16 protein-coding genes are annotated in these 17131 nt (G+C 47.1%); 3 read left to right on the forward strand and 13 right to left on the reverse strand.

Going from position 1 to position 17131, the window contains the following annotated elements; genetic code table 11:
• Positions 1-36: 36 nt before the first annotated feature.
• The gene (rpmF, locus tag ABXS70_RS15350; RefSeq protein ID WP_090923906.1) at positions 37-210 is read right to left on the reverse strand and encodes a 50S ribosomal protein L32; all 174 of its coding nucleotides are present in this window, start codon (positions 208-210) and stop codon (positions 37-39) included.
• A gap of 65 nt (positions 211-275) precedes the next feature.
• Positions 276-782: a DUF177 domain-containing protein gene (locus ABXS70_RS15355; protein ID WP_342555427.1), complete on the reverse strand. Its 507-nt coding sequence runs from the start codon at positions 780-782 to the stop codon at positions 276-278.
• Positions 783-1279: 497 nt separating this feature from the next.
• Between ABXS70_RS15355 and hmpA the strand changes: the two genes are divergently transcribed.
• Both hmpA and ABXS70_RS15365 read left to right on the forward strand, forming a co-directional pair.
• The gene (gene hmpA, locus ABXS70_RS15360) at positions 1280-2515 is read left to right on the forward strand and encodes an NO-inducible flavohemoprotein (RefSeq protein ID WP_366288929.1); all 1236 of its coding nucleotides are present in this window, start codon (positions 1280-1282) and stop codon (positions 2513-2515) included.
• A 477-nt stretch (positions 2516-2992) separates the two neighbouring features.
• Complete coding sequence (locus ABXS70_RS15365; protein ID WP_366288932.1) at positions 2993-4237, forward strand: nucleotidyltransferase; 1245 nt, start codon at positions 2993-2995, stop codon at positions 4235-4237.
• A 190-nt stretch (positions 4238-4427) separates the two neighbouring features.
• Here the strand turns inward: ABXS70_RS15365 and ABXS70_RS15370 are convergent, their stop codons facing one another.
• The gene (locus tag ABXS70_RS15370) at positions 4428-5468 is read right to left on the reverse strand and encodes a SepM family pheromone-processing serine protease (RefSeq protein WP_366288935.1); all 1041 of its coding nucleotides are present in this window, start codon (positions 5466-5468) and stop codon (positions 4428-4430) included.
• Between the two features lie 247 nt (positions 5469-5715).
• Here ABXS70_RS15370 and ABXS70_RS15375 point away from each other — a divergent pair, with 247 nt between their 5' ends.
• Positions 5716-7047 carry a nucleoside recognition domain-containing protein gene (locus tag ABXS70_RS15375; RefSeq protein ID WP_366288938.1) on the forward strand — a complete coding sequence of 444 codons (1332 nt, stop codon included), beginning with the start codon at positions 5716-5718 and terminating at the stop codon, positions 7045-7047.
• On the opposite strand, the gene coaD is transcribed toward ABXS70_RS15375, so the two are convergent.
• From coaD to ABXS70_RS15425, 10 genes are all read right to left on the reverse strand, one after another.
• Positions 7013-7531 carry a pantetheine-phosphate adenylyltransferase gene (gene coaD, locus ABXS70_RS15380; RefSeq protein ID WP_342556298.1) on the reverse strand — a complete coding sequence of 173 codons (519 nt, stop codon included), beginning with the start codon at positions 7529-7531 and terminating at the stop codon, positions 7013-7015. The genes ABXS70_RS15375 and coaD overlap by 35 nt on opposite strands.
• 1 nt (position 7532) lies before the next feature.
• Entirely contained in the window at positions 7533-8141 is a 609-nt protein-coding gene (gene rsmD / locus ABXS70_RS15385) for a 16S rRNA (guanine(966)-N(2))-methyltransferase RsmD (RefSeq protein ID WP_342555422.1), read from the reverse strand.
• A 379-nt stretch (positions 8142-8520) separates the two neighbouring features.
• Positions 8521-8871 carry a hypothetical protein gene (locus tag ABXS70_RS15390; RefSeq protein WP_342555421.1) on the reverse strand — a complete coding sequence of 117 codons (351 nt, stop codon included), beginning with the start codon at positions 8869-8871 and terminating at the stop codon, positions 8521-8523.
• 247 nt (positions 8872-9118) lie between these two features.
• Positions 9119-9562, reverse strand: a complete 444-nt coding sequence (locus tag ABXS70_RS15395; protein ID WP_342555420.1) for a hypothetical protein — start codon at positions 9560-9562, stop codon at positions 9119-9121.
• A 25-nt stretch (positions 9563-9587) separates the two neighbouring features.
• Complete coding sequence (locus ABXS70_RS15400) at positions 9588-9875, reverse strand: hypothetical protein (RefSeq protein ID WP_366288943.1); 288 nt, start codon at positions 9873-9875, stop codon at positions 9588-9590.
• Positions 9876-9972: 97 nt separating this feature from the next.
• The gene (locus ABXS70_RS15405) at positions 9973-10278 is read right to left on the reverse strand and encodes a hypothetical protein (protein ID WP_342555418.1); all 306 of its coding nucleotides are present in this window, start codon (positions 10276-10278) and stop codon (positions 9973-9975) included.
• A 234-nt stretch (positions 10279-10512) separates the two neighbouring features.
• The gene (locus tag ABXS70_RS15410; RefSeq protein WP_366288946.1) at positions 10513-13563 is read right to left on the reverse strand and encodes a glycoside hydrolase family 2 TIM barrel-domain containing protein; all 3051 of its coding nucleotides are present in this window, start codon (positions 13561-13563) and stop codon (positions 10513-10515) included.
• A gap of 173 nt (positions 13564-13736) precedes the next feature.
• Complete coding sequence (locus ABXS70_RS15415; protein WP_342555416.1) at positions 13737-14567, reverse strand: carbohydrate ABC transporter permease; 831 nt, start codon at positions 14565-14567, stop codon at positions 13737-13739.
• Entirely contained in the window at positions 14560-15459 is a 900-nt protein-coding gene (locus ABXS70_RS15420; protein ID WP_123064406.1) for a sugar ABC transporter permease, read from the reverse strand. Before ABXS70_RS15420 ends, ABXS70_RS15415 begins: the two co-directional genes overlap by 8 nt.
• Positions 15460-15587: 128 nt before the next feature.
• Positions 15588-16883, reverse strand: coding sequence for an extracellular solute-binding protein (locus tag ABXS70_RS15425; protein WP_342555415.1), 1296 nt, complete (start codon positions 16881-16883; stop codon positions 15588-15590).
• Positions 16884-17131: the final 248 nt, after the last annotated feature.

A 17131-nucleotide genomic window follows, 5' to 3' on the forward strand; every position in this document is an offset into this window, starting at 1 on the left:
CCTCATCGAAATGAAGTGCTGCTTAATGTCCAGCTATTATTGAGAGATGATCTCTCTTGCTTTGTACGTTCCGCACACTTTGCACACGTGGTGAGCAAGCTTCAATTCGCCGCATTGTTCACATTTCACCATGCCCGGTACAGCCAATTTAAAGTGAGTGCGACGTTTGTCGCGACGCGTCTTGGACGTTCTCCGTTGAGGTACTGCCATTATTCCCACCTCCTTATCAAAATCAACCTTTGCAGGTAGTTGTTACGTTCGATTTTCAATCATGCTCATTTAAAAAAATCCTTGAGTCCTGCAAGCCGCGGATCAATAACCTGGTTATCACAACCGCAGTCACCTTCGTTCAGCTCATGACCACACTTGGGACAGAGTCCCTTACATGTCTCATTGCAGAGCGGTACGAACGGAAGATCCAGCAGAAAAGCTTCCTCGGCATAACCTTTCAGATCAACGCTATCCTCATCCACATAGAGCGTATCGTCATCCTCAGATAATTCCTCAGGCTGTTTTCCCTGCTTGAATTGCTCATGAAAATCAATATGAAAATGTTCACTTAGCGGCTTGAGACAACGGGAGCACAACATGTCCACCCCTACTGTCAGTTTGCCGTGAACATCCACAACGTTTCCCTCTCTGATCTCTGCAGCTAAATCCGCAGTCAGCGGGGTAACGGCTGTGATATCTTGTCGGTTAGAAACCAGATGTTTGATATCCCACTGTTCGTTAAAGCGCAGGGGGCGATCACTGGTTGCCACTTTGCGAAATGGCATTAACATGTTCATCACTCCAAACGAAACCAATTTCATAAATAGTTGTCTAACGAATGGCGGCAGTATACAGTTCAAGACGATCCTAATATGTGCGTTCATTCCTGACTGTATGTACTCTGACTGTCACACGCAAAAGATATTATGAAATTGACTTAACAAACAAAAATCATTATACCGATTTTTCAAGAGGTTTGTCAACACTTTTAACTTTACACCCTATCAGGAAAATAGAAAATCCGATGAAGCCGTCACATCTGATCTATTATAGACCTGCTGCAGCATAACTACAAGTCATCTCTCCTATCTGAATTCTATGCTTTTTCCCATATCTGCATCAGTCACCAATCGTTAACGAATGGTGTGATCTATGTCACACAGGCCGTATTAGCGCGTGCCTATACTTGCTTTATAGCAGAGAATCCCCAGCATAAAGAAGCATTTTGAGGATGATTTTCACAAGACCCTGCAGGCGCTATCATAACTATGATCGGGAGGGAATTTATATGTTAAGCCAACAAACGATTGACGTTATCAAATCCACTGTACCTGTACTTGAAGTTCATGGTGAGGCCATTACACGCCATTTCTATCAAACGATGTTTACAGCTCACCCGGAGCTGCTGAACATTTTTAACCATGCTAATCAGAAACAGGGTCGACAGCAGGCGGCACTGGCAAACATGGTTTATACCGCAGCCATGCACATCGATAACCTCGGGGCCATCTTGCCGGCCGTTCGTCAGGTTGCTCATAAACACCGCAGTCTGGGCATAGTGCCTGAACAGTATAGAATTGTTGGAACTTATCTGCTTCAAGCTATCAAAGATGTGCTTGGTGATGCCGCAACAGAAGAAATTTTGACTGCATGGGGCGATGCCTACCAGGTAATTGCAGATGCTTTTATAGGCATTGAGCAGGACATGTACAGCGAAGCCGCCAATCAAACCGGCGGATGGGATGGCTTCCGATTGTTCCAGGTTGCAAAGAAAGTGCAGGAAAGCGAAGTCATCACTTCATTTTATCTGCTGCCTGAAGATGGCAAATCCATTTCTTCTTACCAACCTGGACAATATATCAGTATCAGAATGCAGGTTCCAGGACAGCAATTCACCCAGATTCGTCAGTATACCCTATCCGATGCACCGGGCAAACCATATTACCGCATATCCGTCAAACGTGAATCGGGTGCTCCCGATCGTCCTGACGGGGTGATCTCTAATTATCTTCATGATCACATAACCGAAGGCAGTCTAGTCGAACTTTCTGCTCCGGCGGGTGATTTCACGCTGGATATGGAAGATCAACGTCCAATTGTTCTCGTGAGCGGCGGTGTGGGCCTAACGCCAATGATCAGCATGCTGAATGCATTGACGGAGTCTGGGGATCAGCGCCCGGTTACATTTTTGCATGCCAGTCCGAACGGGCAGGCCCATGCTTTTCGAGATCATGTAAACCGCCTGGCTCAAGAGCACACCCATCTGATGGTTCACTTTTGTTACACAGCTCCGAGTGATGCGGACCTGCAAAACGAGTTTGTTTACAGACAGGGATATATGGATGCGGCATGGCTTCGTCAGGTCATTCAAGAACCGGATGCCAACTATTATCTATGCGGCTCTGCAGCATTTATGCGGTCAGTCTATGCAGAACTTCTGTCCATTGGCGCCGCATCCGATCGCATTCATTATGAATTTTTCGGGCCAAAGGCAAGCCTGTCTCCTGCTGCCGAGAATGTTTGAGTACGAAATAATGTAAAAGTGTGGAAAACCGCTTAAGTGCATATGGTAAAGAATCCGATTGAATGTGATCGCTCTCTTTGGCTCATCAGTTGATATGTACTTACTGCATATGATTCGTTGTGTATAATCCACCAGACATGGATGTCAGCTGGTTCCTTCAAGGAGTGCTGATGGATGTGCTTCGCAATTCCTCGGGAGATTCAGTTTCGCATGAATAATTCTTTTGACTTAAGGTACAGACAGCATCTGCAGATGCTGTCTGTACCTTTTTTTCATCATTTGCTCTAATTCAAGCTCTCCTCTATGATGAAAGAGAATTGGACAATACGTCGAATAGACTAAGTGCTGCCCTACATTTTGAAAAATGTCTTTACATACAAGAAAAACAGATGGACAGAAGTTTCGAAAGCGAAGTGTGCACCTGAATATTTCTAATAAAAAGGCTGCTGCCTTTAAAATAAGAAAGGGGAAACCTGCATGAAAGCTGTAGGCATAATTGTAGAATATAATCCGCTGCACAACGGACATGTGCATCATCTGAATGAGTCCCGGCGGCTTAGCGGAGCAGACGCCGTTGTTGCTGTAATGAGCGGCCCTTTTCTCCAGCGCGGCGAACCCGCCATCGCCGGTAAAAGGGCGCGCACAGAGATGGCGCTCCATGCTGGCGCCGATCTCGTGCTTGAGCTGCCGGTCGCGTATGCGGTCCAACCGGCAGAATGGTTCGCCTTCGGTGCGGTATCGCTGCTGCACCGCACCGGGGTCGTGGACTCGCTCTGCTTTGGCAGCGAGTCCGGCGACATCCACAGCCTGCAGCGCATTGCGCGCGTGCTGGCTGTAGAGCCCGCAGGGCTGCGCGAGGATATCGCGCGCCGCCTGCGGGAGGGCGCCAGCTACCCCGCCGCGTACGCAGGCGCGGCGGCAGCGCTGGCGCCCGGCGGCGTCGATGCTGACGACGCCGCGGCACTGCTGGAGCAGCCCAACAATTCGCTTGGGCTGCACTACCTCATCGCGCTGCAGCGGCTGGGCAGCGCGATCCAGCCCTTGACGGCGGCACGTACCGGTGCCGCCTACCACGAGGCGACGCCCGGACCGGGGGCGATCGCCAGTGCCACGGCCGTCCGCCGCCTGCTTCTGGCGGACGGGCCCGCTGCCGCGGCACCATACGTGCCGGCGGCGACCCTTGCCATTCTGCATCGCGAATGGCAGGAGGGGCGCGCTCCCATGCACTGGGAGCGCTTTGCACAGCCGCTGCTGCACATTGCGGCTACCCGCCGTGCCGGCGAGCTGGAGCGCATCGCCGAAGTTACGGAAGGGCTGGAGCATCGGCTCATTCGCACACTCGCCCAGCTCCCGGAGCCTTCCATCGAAGCACTACTGAATGCGCTCAAAACCCGGCGATACACACGCACCAAACTGCAGCGCATGCTCGCCCATCTGCTGCTGAACCACACCAAAACCGAATGTTCAGCTGAAGCATTGGCCCCAGGTCCCGGATATCTGCGTGTCCTCGGCTTTACTTCGAAAGGACAGAGCCTGCTCAAACAAATGAAAAAAACGGCCTCTCTGCCCGTTGTGCTGAAGCCGTCGACGTTTGACCACCCTCAACTGGAACTGGATATTCAGGCCCAAGCCGCCTATGCACTCGCACATGATCCGCATGATGCACGCAGCATATCACGCATTATGTACAGCGACTACTATGATTCGCCCGTGAGAATCTGATTCTCATCGGGAATGATGAACAGCTATAATATGTCAAAATACGATATTAACTGCATAACAGCCACACAAAAAAAATCCCTTGTTCACAGCGCATCGGGCTGTCATAACAAGGGATTTATCTATTCAATTATTTTCATACATTTATTAAACATTGCTCTCTGACTCGCTCTTCTGCCTGTTGTATCCAGCCTTATGACTTCACAGACAAGGTATTGAGATAAGCCAATGCATCGTCAAGTGTACTTACAGGTACAAGCTTCATTGGGGTTTTGATTTCTTTTGCTTTAGCTGCAGCTTCCTTGTAATTATCTTTGGGTACAAAGAAAATTTCAGCTTGTTTACGATTAGCAGCCACAATTTTGTGCTGTACCCCGCCAATCGGGCCCACAACGCCCTCTTTGGTTATTGTACCGGTCCCGGCAATGCGATGTCCTTTGGTCAAGTCACCCGGAGTCAGCTGATTGTAAATCTCCAGCGTAAACATTAGCCCGGCAGAGGGACCACCCACCTGAGTGCTTGAAAATGTGATCTGTTTGTTCGGGTCTTCCGGCTTCACCTTCTGTACCGCACCGATCATGACGCCCAGACCCGGTCGTGTTTTACCCGTCTTGCTGTCTTTAACCTGAACCAGCGTCACATCCCGGCTGATGGTCTCACCGCCTCGCTCCAGCTGCATCTCCACCGTATCTCCAGCCTTTTTCCCTTTGAGCTGATCAGCCAGTACGGAATTATCGGGTGTCGCTGTACCGTTCACACCCAGAATAATATCTCCGGGTTCAATATCTCCATCCGGCTTCGGATTTTCCGAGAGTCCAAACACAAAGATATGCTCAGGTACGATGGAATACGCTATTCCCGCTTTCTCATACGCTGCCTCCATGGCGGAAGACTGGGAGTCACTCATGAACCAGACTTGTTCTGCCGAATATTCTGCCTCGCTTTTACCGCGCAGCCGATCTTCCTTTTTATCCACCTGCGCATTCTTGTCAAACCACGAGGTTCCCAGCAAAAACAAATTGGCGTATGTCGCCGACACGGTTGTCATCATGAATACGCCCTTCTCATCCTGGTCACCGTCCTTCACGGTAACCATTGGTTTAACTTCATCCGCGCTGCCAGGCGTATATATAATATACGGCGTTGGCATATACACCGTAAGATAGACGATCAGAGCTACTGCAATTACATAGATCGAAGCTCTGAAAGCACCTGATTTCCGGAACTGTCTCATCCCGTGAGCCTCCGTTCTTTGTATCACTTACAAGCTTATCCAGGCCCTGTACTAATTCAACACTCGTTTCGAGTTTGATGTGGTTTCCATTCTAACACCCTGCCATCCCTGCATACAATGGTACAGGCCGGATAGGCCGCTGCATCCCAACTGTCTTTCCGGTCAAGGCCGAACCGTCATGGGACGTGATTCGGCCGTCCACTTGATTCAAATGCCGTGCAGGCGTTATATGATAGGAGGTGAAACCATGGCCGTATCCAGCGAGGTTCGAAGTCCAGGTCTGCTGCGAACTATATTTCTGAGCAGCAGTGCATTATTGCTCGTGATTACCGTAGTCGCCTCTCCAAAAGAAGCGTTTGATGCCTCGATTCAAGGACTGGACATCTGGTGGAAAATTGTTTTCCCAGCCCTGCTGCCATTCCTGATGTTATCCCAAATGCTGACAGCGTTTGGTTTCACCCACGCCATCGGCGTGCTGCTGGAACCTTTAATGCGGCGCTTGTTTAAATTACCCGGCAATACCGGATTTGCGCTCGCCGTAGGCATGTGTGGAGGTTTCCCAGCCGCCGCTGACGCCGTATCCCGCTTAATTCAGGATAAACAAATAACCACCAGACAGGCGGTTATCGCTGCTGCTGCAGCTCATTTTGCCAATCCGATGATGATTCTGCTCGTTGTGGGAGCGGCTTTCCTTCATCAGCCAGCCGCCGGATATTTTCTGCTGATCATACACTGGACCAGCGGTTGGATTGCTGCCGCTGCTGCCATTCGTCTGCTTCCAGCACTACGCAAAGAACAATCCCTTTCGTCTGACATCACATCACCAAACAAAATCGTCCGTTCACAAACCCAAAGTCAAGCTTCGAAAATGGAGAATGATCCATCCTCTTCGATCCTGTCATCTCCGAATGCTCGTCTAGCGTCCCGTATGCTGCATGCGGCCAGAGAGGCCCATAATCGGGATGCACGAAGCTTTGGCAAACTGCTGGGTGACACTGTATCCCAAGCAGTACAGACGTTGATGTTAACCGGGGGATATATGATCGTATTCGCTGTATTTATCCGGCTGCTCTCCCTCTACCTTACACCCGGGATCTCAACCGGATTCTGGCCGTCGATACTGGAGCTTCACTTGGGTGCATATCACCTCAGCAAGACGCTGCTCGCTCCCGCCATATTGATGGCGCTTCTGGCAGCCCTTCTCGGCTGGGGAGGCGTCTGCTCCCATTTGCAAGTTTTCTCTATATTGAAAACGGCCCTCCCGAAAGGGCAGTCCATGCTGTATTTTGTGATCGTACGATTAGGACATGGATTGACAGCCTTTTGCCTTACCCTGCTGCTGTGGAAGCCATTCAGCCATTACAGCACCGAAGCTTGGGCTGCATGGGCGGCTGATACTGCTGCTCCAACAGCCCCTTTACTATTGCGGCCAATTCTCCATCTACCAGACACAGCAAATACACTTCATGTTACCTGGGTTATATTTCCAGTGGCAGTTATCGGTCTTGCTGTGCTGCTTGGCGTGATGATTAGTCTGTCAGGTCTTACTTTGTGGATGAACCGCCTTTTTTCTCGCTGATTTTCTGACGGAGCGCGGCTTCGACTTCAGGGGATACCAGATCCGTTACAACACCTTCATAGTTAGCAATCTCTTTGACAATACTGGAACTGAGATAGGAGTACTTCGGATTCGTCATCATAAAAATCGTTTCCGCGTCCGGATTCAGCTTGCTGTTGGTGGAAGCCAGCTGCAGCTCATACTCAAAATCCGTTACGGAGCGGATGCCGCGGACGATAACCTGCGCTTCCTTTTGCCGCACATAATTAGCAGTCAGATCACGGAAACTGTCCACCTCTACATTTGGCAGATGGCGGGTTACCGTAAGGATGAGGTCCTTGCGTTCCTCTACCGTAAACAGCGGATTTTTACTCATATTATTCAAAACAGCAACGATAACACGGTCAAACTGCTTGGACGCTCTCGCAATAATGTCAAGATGCCCCATCGTTACAGGATCAAAGCTTCCTGGATATACGGCAATGCGTTCCTGCCGCTGAATCATTTCAGTCATGAGGAGCCTCCCCTTCTGTGATGCTGTTTTCTTCATTCTCTTCTGCACCAGGTACATAATCGTAAATGGATACAGCGGTCTCCCCATACACGGCTTTGCGCGTTTGTTCAAATGGGCCGAACCGCTCAGGGTATTCGTGTTTCGATTCGTATTCCAGCACGATGACTGCACCCTGTGCAAGCAGTTCCAGTTCGTGCATCGTTAACATTAACTCATGCCCATCTTTCATTCGATAAGGAGGATCAAGAAACACCAGATCAAACGTTGTGTTCCGCTTGGCCAGCGCTTTGAGCGCACGACCTGCATCGTTACGATATACGGCCGCCCGATCCTCCAGCTTCGCTGCTTTCAGATTCGCGCGGATCACTTCAATACTTTTCGGTTCCAGATCAACAAAAACAGCCTTGTCCATGCCGCGGCTCAGCGCCTCGATGCCGAGACCTCCACTACCTGCAAACAGATCCAATGCTGCCCCGCCCTCGAAATAAGGGCCAATCATACTAAACAACGCTTCCTTCACCTTATCGGTAGTCGGTCGCGTACCTGTGCCGGGAACAGCCTTCAGCGGCCTGCCCTTCGCACTTCCAGATACCACTCTCACGAATGTGTCACCTTTTCTCTCTATGTAAGATTATTGATAAAGCTATCCTACCATACTCCGGTTCGGTTTGAAAAACACTGCTTCTGCCTATACAAAAAATTGTTGACGGATATGTATAAAAAGGAAACCCTTGGGCCATTCTATAATTATCGACATCACAAGTGTCGTAGACAACCGCGGAGAAGACTTACGTTTCCCCATAAGCTCTTCGTCCGGTTTCTCCTCTCCCATGAAAAGTAGACCCTCGAAAGAGGGTCTACTTTTGTTGTAGGAATGCTGAAAAAAATATCTTCCATTCGGTTATTTGATCTAAAACAAAGGTGAATTTCGTTATTGAGTGCAAATTGGTCTTATCAAGCATTCGTGTTGGAGGTTCCAATCAATTAAACCATCCTTTTATGATATCAAGCAAATTATATCCATACTCTTCAAGCATTAAACTTACCACGTGTAATCCTAGAAATAAAAAGAGTAATCCGCAAAAAAGGCAAACGAGAATAGAATCAAATGCACTAGAAGTACCATAATGCTGCCCGCAGTGCGGACATACATAAGCACTTGTTGAAATCGTTTTTCCGCATGATTCACAACTCATTAATTTACTAGTCGGTTTAAACTTATCAACAATATTCATAACCGCCATATAAAGGAACATAAAAGCTAAAAAAAACATTGCCAAGAGACATAATATACCGATCCCAGCCCCAAATACATCACTCAAGCTATCCATATTTCCCCCTAAACTCTTTATGTACTCTTTATGTAATTGTATAAAACTATTTTATTGTTTATCAAAGAAAATAGTAGATTTATGCATTTAAACTCAATGAGCGCTGTTGAAGTAGCAAGAATGAGACTTATGAATAGTCCTAGAATAAGTCCGGCTACACAATGAAAAATGTCTTTCGATTATAGAAATATCTTTTGATCTATTCTAAAAAGAAGCTCTCAAAAGAGAGCTCTTTTCGTGTTGTATTTCATTTCACATCCGTATACTTCTCTTCAAATCCTCCCAGCTCTGCTTGCTCTTCCGTCTGCAGCCACCCAATCTCTTTAAGCCACATCCCCATATCAGCAATAAATCCATCGGTATCCAGACCATCAATCTCATACTTCTTTATCTTTTCACATAGAAATGTATAAAACGCATGGCTTAATGCATATCGCTGTTTGCTTACGCTCCATGTCTTATAACGGTCTTCACTGACCGTCAGATCGAAGTAGATTACCCCTTCCGCCTTTACGTGCCTGACGGTGGATTTACGTCCATATTCATCAGGCAGGCAGCGGAATACAAAGTACAGTTCAATATCACATGAAGCATACTTTTCAGCGGCTTTGTCAAATACAATCTGCAACTCATCGACTAGCTCAGCAGCTTGGGTCAGCCCTGACGTATCGGTTGTTTTGTCCAGAATCAAAGCGCACCCTCCTTGTCTCGACCATTCAAATAGATTCTTGTTTAATGCGTTCTCTTTGTTTTCGATTCGAAATGCGCATATTGATTAATGGTGCGATCAGCAATACAGACGGTAAGATCGTAGAAGATGATCCCCATCGAATGCCTTGGAAGATGATAAATATCAAAGTAAGCCAAGTTATGATTTCCATAATCTCTAATTTGGTTAACGTCACTTTAAATGCTTTTTTTGAAATGATACGAATCAAGACATAAGCAATCACGCTATAAAAAGCAACCATACCTAATATAGCGAGAAAAACGAGCATCAGCATTTGTATCACCCCATTCTTCTTTTTTTCTAGACTTTACCATACATGCAGACGGATGTCTTCCAAACTTGGCTGCTGTATGCAGTTCGGATGCTCATCTTCACTTCTCTTCCGTCACAATCGTTGCATTATAGATCACAACACGTTTGCCGTTTAAGTCAAACAATACTTTGTTGCCATACTCTGTATCCTCTACATCAATCTTGCCCTCGTAGGTCTGAATCAGCTCACCCGAATTGCTGTACACCTTCACTACACGTTCCAACCCGCCAGCATTATTCGATCTCATCGTTTTAAGTGCGCGCTCACCGGAAGCCGTATTAAAATACCAGATAAATGATCCAACAATGATGCCTAGAACAGCCAGCACCGTCACCCATACCCCTGTTTTTGCTTTTCTGCTCATCCTGTCCCCTCCTCAGTCTCTTTGTCCAGTACTCTACGTGAATGGAGCGAGAACGGTTTCAACAAGGGAAATCTCAGGGCTCGTTAATGAGACTACTCTTGTATGCTAAACAAAAAACAGAGGCCCCTATCCAAGGGAACCTCTGTTTATAATAATCAAGCTTCAAGTCAAGTTACCGCTGCAATGACACCAATGGCATCAGCACCTGTTGTTCCAGCCATTTAAGCTTTCTGCTTACAGTGAACGAATAACGAATTCAAAGTTCAGCTCACCATTGGAAGGAATTTGATATTCCGGATGCACCGGAGCGCCCCAGCTGTCGTCACCGCCAACACCCATTTGTTTACCGGCTACCGTAACAACCGTGTAATGTACTGGTGGTAACTCATACACATGCTGAGCATTCTCCAGTTCGAACGCTGTATATGGGGATACATTCAACTCTACCGGTGTACCGGAAGCTTCGATTTTGAAACCGCGTCCTGCATTATCAGTCAGCTTAGCCCAGCGTACACCTGTGCGGTTACCCGACTCCTGCGGTACAAGATATGGAGCCATGGTATCTGCAACCTTACTGCCATGGATGCCCAGACGGGCGCCAAATGCACGGTCCGAATAGTTTTCCTCCGGTCCCATCGCCAGCCATTCTACGTTCTCATAATCCGGAGACGTTCTGAAGGAAAGCGCGTGGATTGGCAGGTTCGGCAGGCCTTCTGTGCCTTTGTATGTGTTGTGCACATGTACACTTCCATCGGCAAGCACCGTATAGGTTACTTTCACCTGTACATCGGACGAGATATTCAGTTTATATGTGAACTCGATCCGGTATTGATCCGGCTTCTGTTCATGTTTCCACTCTACGCAGCGCGGCATCAGGCTGGCAGCATACCATGCGCCAAGTTCAAAGCCCATCGCTGTACCTTTATCATTGTCTGTCGCCGCACGCCAGAACAGAGGTGCTGGCGGGACGGCAATTGTCTCACGTCCAGAGAACTTCAGGGAAACCAATGTTCCGAACTGCTTGGAGAACAACGCATGGGTTTGACCAACGCGGACACCGATGTTCACGTCACCTTCAACCACCTGAATATCGCTCACAACGTTTTTATCCGCTGCAACAGATGCTTGGCTTCCTTCCTGCGTGAAAATAAACTGCCCAAACGCCACTTCGTCACCTTTGTCTGCCCACAGCGCTGCTTCTTTCAACACGAATGCCACGTTAACAGCATATTCGCCGGACTCCAGGGCGTTTGCATTTAAAGGAAGCTCTACTACAGTTTCACTTTCCGCAGGGACATTTACATCCAGTGTGCCGTGCAATACTTCATGTCCTTCACGGTCCAGGCTGTACACCAGTTCATACGCGGAAGTATCTGCGAACAGATTCTGGTTCACAATTTTAACGCCGTCACGGCTTGGGAACAGCTTAATGTTTTGATACAGGAATTTAACCTCCTGCATTTTAGCTGTCACTTTACGATCTGCATGTACAATACCGTTGCCGCAGAATGAATAGTCTGATGGACGATCCCCAAAGTCCCCGCCATAAGCCAGGTATTCTTTACCGTAACGATCCTTTTTATAGATCGATTGGTCGATGTAATCCCAGATGAAGCCACCTTGATACATCGGGTACTTGTCTTCCAGTTCCGTGTATTTATGCATACCGCCAATGGAATTGCCCATCGCATGCATATATTCACAGCTAATATATGGTTTGGTCGGGTTATCGTTCAGGAACTCTTCGATGTCAGCCGGTTTTGCATACATCCGGGATTCCATGTCACTTGTATCATTGAAACGGCGGTCGTGGAACACACCTTCGTAATGAACCATACGTGTTGGATCTGCCTTTTTGAAATATTGTGACACTTTATAGATTACTTCACCACCATGGGATTCGTTGCCGCAGGACCAGATCAGAATGGACGGATGGTTTTTGTCACGCTCCACCATTGAAACTGCACGATCCATCACGATGTCATGCCATTCCGGCTTATCGCCAGGGATTACCCATGAAGGCTCAACTGCGCCAAGCTTTTGCCAGGAACCGTGGGTTTCCAGGTTCATCTCATCAATCACATAAAGTCCGTACTCGTCGCACAGTTCGTACCACAAGCTCTGGTTCGGATAATGTGATGTACGAACCGCATTCATATTGTTTTGTTTGATCGTACGCACATCCCACAGCATGTCTTCCTTCGTGATCGCACGACCGCGACGCGGGTTGAACTCATGACGGTTTACGCCTTTAAATACAATACGCTTGCCATTAATGTGCATCACTTTGTCGATCATTTCGAATTTGCGGAAACCAACGGCTTGAGGAACAACTTCCACAAGGCTGCCTGCTGCATCATATACACGGATGTATAAACGATACAGATACGGAATCTCTGCGCTCCAAAGGTTTACTTTACCGATTTCTTCACGAATCTGCACCAGACCATTGCCCACTTCATTAGGGCCAAAGGTTTTCACCACACTGCCTTCTTTGTCTCGAAGCTCCGCTTCGATCCGCGCACCTGCTGCCGCTTTTCCTTCCAGTTTCAGATCGAGTTCCAATGTACCATTCGTATATGAAGCATCCAAATCGGTACGGACATGAACATCACGAATGTGAGCGGCTGGTACTGTATACAGATAAACATCTCTGAAGATACCGGAGAAACGCCAGAAGTCCTGATCCTCCAACCAGCTGCCTGTGCTTCGTTGGTAAACTTCAACCGCCAGTTTGTTCTCTCCATCCTGCAGGAACGGTGACAGGTCAAAGTCAGATGGTGTGAAGCTGTCTTCCCCGTAACCTACGAACTGCCCGTTGAGCCATACATAAAATGCGGATTCCACACCTTGGAACGAAATGTATACCGGATTCGCTTCCCAGCCTTTAGGCAGATGGAATGTGCGAATGTAGCTGCCTACCGCGTTTTTATCCTGCGGCAGAGCCGGCGGACGAAGTTCATTCAATCCATCCCACGGATACTGCGTATTTACATATTGAATCTGTCCGTAACCCTGCAGCTGGATATGTCCCGGTACTTCGATATCATCCCAGCCTTCGCTGGAGTACTCGGACGTATAAAATAGTTCAGGACGGCAGTCCGGACGAATTGAATAGTTGAACTTCCATGTTCCATTCAGATCGTAACGAAGTGCCATCTCAGCAGAAGCCACAGCCTCTTCCATCGTTTGATAATAGCGGTGATCGGAATAGGCATGAAGACGGTTTACCTCAAATACACTTACGTCACCTAACCAGTTGATATCTGCCTTTGCTGCTTTCATCGGCTCTCTCTCCCTCTATAGTACGAATTTCGTTATGAGTTTTCGCTGCGAATTCATTGAAGCAATGCTTAGTGTTTAATCTGCATCTATACAAAAAAGATAGAGGTACGCCTGTACAGGCGTCCTCCCTTCTTTCCTGCATTCGTCCAGTTGGACGTGATATGCAATTATGCTTATTTTACGGAACCAACCATACCTGCAACAAAGTGTTTCTGCATAATGAAGAACACCAATGCTGTTGGAAGTGTTGCAATAACAACTGCGGTCATGATCACGCCGTAATCCGGAGCATAACCTGCGCCCAGGTTGGAGATCAACAGCGGAATCGTCTGCTGATCCGGCGTTTGCAATACGATGAGCGGCCATAGATAGTTGTTCCAGCTGCTCATGAATGTAATGATCGCTGCTGCCGCGTATGTTGTTTTCATCGTAGGCATATAGATTTTCAAGAAAATTCCCAGTTCGCTCAGACCGTCAATACGTCCTGCTTCCAGCAAGTCTTTCGGGAACATTTTGGTGTTCTGACGGAAGAAGAAGATCAGGAACGCTGTTGTGATGGTCGGGATAATAACCGAAGCCATCGTATTAATACCGATTGCCGGCGCTGCACTGGAAATGGTTGCAAACATTCGATAAAGCGGAATCATAATCGCTGCAAACGGAATCATCATCGACATGAGCAGGATGTTAAACACGACGTCGCGGGATTTTGTCCGAAATACTTCAAACCCGTAACCTGCCATGGAACCAATCAACAGAGCAAGAATGGTTGACACGATGGAGATAATCGCTGAATTGCCCAGTGCCTGAATCAGATTCGTGGTGTCGAGCAGTTTGTTGATGTTTTCGATCAAAGCAGAGCCCGGCAGCAAAGTGCCTCTAGTTACGTCTACCGATTTGTTTGTAGCGCTGACGATCATCCAGAAAAACGGGAAGATGGAAATAAAAGCGACGATGGACAGGAAAACATATGTGAAAATGCGTTTTGCTCTTGATTTAGCCATTTTTATTATCACCTGCCACTTTGAACTGGATGATGGACAAAATAATGATCAGAATTACGATGGAATACGAAACGGTTGCTGCATAACCGAAGTCCGGTGAATATTTAAACGAAAGGTTGTAGATATATTGAGAAATCGACATGGTCGCGTTACCTGGACCACCTTTGGTAATATTCATAATTTCATCAAAGATTTGCAGTGTACCAATCGTTGATGTAATGGACGTGAAGAGAATGATCGGTTTAAGCAATGGTACAGTGATTTTGAAAAATTGAGTGAACGCATTCGCTCCGTCAATCTTCGCTGCTTCATAGATCGATTGGTCGATGTTTTGCAAGGATGACAGATAGAAAATCATGTTATATCCGGTCCAACGCCAAGTAACGGCGATTATGATCGTAATTTTAGCCCAGAACGGGTCAGTAATCCATTGAATGGGTGTGCCGATAATGTGTAAACCCATCAAAGCCTGGTTTACCATACCATCCGGTGCAAACAAATACTTGAATACAACCGAGTAAGCAACAAGTGAAGTTACACAAGGCAGGAAAATTGCAGTACGGAAAAAGCTCCGGAAACGCAGTGTGCTGTCATTCAGCAATACGGAAATGAACAAACCGAGAATGATCATTAAAGGTACTTGAATGATTAAGTAAATGAATGTGTTCGATAAAGCCGTCCGGAATGTGGTATCCACGAGCAATCTTTTGTAGTTCGCGAGGCCCGAAAACTCAAGGTTGGCACCTTTGCCTGACTTGAATGATAAGAGCAGCGCTTGAATCATCGGATAGAAGTAGAATGCTACAATTCCGACAACAGCCAGCAAAACAAAAGCCCATCCAGTCAAATTATTTTTCTTTTGGAGACTGTCTCCTGTATTTATGGCTTTCACAGTATGGCTCCTCTCTCTCCATGCAACAAGGGTAGAACCTACAGAGCCTCTCGCCATGTCCAGCTCGACTTGCGCCAGACAAGGGAGACGGCTCCGATGTTTCCTAGGTTCTATAAGTTACCTTGGGATTAGTTTAATTGTGCCTCAGCTTGTTTTTGTGCATCATTCAGAACGTCATCGATGGATTTACCGTTCAGGTATGCCTGCATTTCAACAACCAAGATATCTTCGATTGCATAAGTGTTGCTGCCATAGTTTACTTTTGGAATTTCTTTTGTCCAGTTAGCGAAATCAGCGAAGATTTTTTGACCACCGAAGAACTCGTCTGGTTTGTTGTATGCATCACCGTCAACAGCCGGTGTGTACGTACCGATTGCACCGATTTTAGTCAACAATTCTTGATACAACTCTTTGTCGGAACCAAACGTTTTAGCCATGAAGTCAGCCGCTTGGTCTGCACCAGGAACATCGTTCATGATGTACCATGAGCTGCCGCCCAAGTTGGATGCGTGTACAGAGTTTGCTTGACCAGCCAATTTCGGCATTGGAGCTACAGCCCATTTACCGGATTGGGAAGCTTCTTGACGAACAGATGGTGAGAACCAGTTACCTGTAGGAATTGTTGCTACCGCACCGTTATTCGCGTTTGCAACGAATTGGCTCCAGTCGGAGTGCAGTTTAACAATGTTAGCATCCATCATTTTTTTGTATGTTTCAAACGCTTCTTTCAATGCAGGGTTGTTGTTCAGATCAGGTGTTTTACCATCTTCAGCTGTGTACCATTTACCTGCAGTTTGAATCATCATACGGATGATACCCAGGTCGTTCGGGTCAAGAGACAAAAGCTCTTTACCTGTTTTTGCTTTTACAGCTTCACCGATTTTGATGTAATCATCCCACGTGATGTCCTGCAGGTCAGCAGCTTTGTAGCCTGCTTCCTCAAGCAAGTCTGTTCTGTAGTACAAACCAGCTACGCCGGAGTCAAACGGAATACCGTATTGTTTACCTTCATAAGAAGTGGGTCCAATTTTATACTCTGCAAAGTCGGATGCTTTGATTGTGGAAGACAAATCTTTGAACGCATCTGGATAAGCGCTCAGGAAGCTTTGTGCACGGTAGTCTTCGATCAGAACTACGTTTGGCAAACCGCTGCTTGTTCCGGAGTTCAAGCCTGTGTTCAGCTTCTGAATGATCGCATCTTGAGCATTTTCAATGATGTTGATTTTCAGATCAGGGTTTTCTTTTTGATAAATGGCTTTAGCTTGCTCCAGAGCAGCGACGTTAAATGCTTTATCCCAAGCCCAAATTGTAATTTCGTTGGCTTTCTCGCTACCACCGCTGGCAGCTTCTTTACCTCCACCGCCGGATGAACATGCGGACAGCAGCAGTACGGTTGCGAGCATCAATACCCATATTTTTTTCAAAACATTCAACTCCCCTTCGACCTCTTTGTTTGTAAATTTGTTTGCGTTTTCTGAAAGCGGTTGCTTTCGATGTATTCATCTTATCATTCCCATTTCTCCATTCGTTAGTAAAAATTTTGTGCAGATTTGTCTTCTTATTGCCACAATGAAAACCTTTACAGAAAACGGTTGCACTAAATTTGGCTTTTTGTAATATCTTTTGATTTTGTACTATTTTGAGCTGAATATTTCACAACTATGCAGGCTGC

Source organism: Paenibacillus sp. AN1007 (genome assembly GCF_040702995.1).
Taxonomy (GTDB): Bacteria; Bacillota; Bacilli; order Paenibacillales; family Paenibacillaceae; genus Paenibacillus.

Bases quoted from the DNA above. Each gene is read 5' to 3' on its own strand.
- rpmF (WP_090923906.1), bottom strand. From the start codon at position 210: ATGGCAGTACCTCAACGGAGAACGTCCAAGACGCGTCGCGACAAACGT.
- ABXS70_RS15355 (WP_342555427.1), bottom strand. From the start codon at position 782: ATGTTAATGCCATTTCGCAAAGTGGCAACCAGTGATCGCCCCCTGCGC.
- hmpA (WP_366288929.1), top strand. From the start codon at position 1,280: ATGTTAAGCCAACAAACGATTGACGTTATCAAATCCACTGTACCTGTA.
- ABXS70_RS15365 (WP_366288932.1), top strand. From the start codon at position 2,993: ATGAAAGCTGTAGGCATAATTGTAGAATATAATCCGCTGCACAACGGA.
- ABXS70_RS15370 (WP_366288935.1), bottom strand. From the start codon at position 5,468: ATGAGACAGTTCCGGAAATCAGGTGCTTTCAGAGCTTCGATCTATGTA.
- ABXS70_RS15375 (WP_366288938.1), top strand. From the start codon at position 5,716: ATGGCCGTATCCAGCGAGGTTCGAAGTCCAGGTCTGCTGCGAACTATA.
- coaD (WP_342556298.1), bottom strand. From the start codon at position 7,531: ATGATTCAGCGGCAGGAACGCATTGCCGTATATCCAGGAAGCTTTGAT.
- ABXS70_RS15390 (WP_342555421.1), bottom strand. From the start codon at position 8,871: ATGGATAGCTTGAGTGATGTATTTGGGGCTGGGATCGGTATATTATGT.
- ABXS70_RS15400 (WP_366288943.1), bottom strand. From the start codon at position 9,875: ATGCTGATGCTCGTTTTTCTCGCTATATTAGGTATGGTTGCTTTTTAT.
- ABXS70_RS15405 (WP_342555418.1), bottom strand. From the start codon at position 10,278: ATGAGCAGAAAAGCAAAAACAGGGGTATGGGTGACGGTGCTGGCTGTT.
- ABXS70_RS15410 (WP_366288946.1), bottom strand. From the start codon at position 13,563: ATGAAAGCAGCAAAGGCAGATATCAACTGGTTAGGTGACGTAAGTGTA.
- ABXS70_RS15415 (WP_342555416.1), bottom strand. From the start codon at position 14,567: ATGGCTAAATCAAGAGCAAAACGCATTTTCACATATGTTTTCCTGTCC.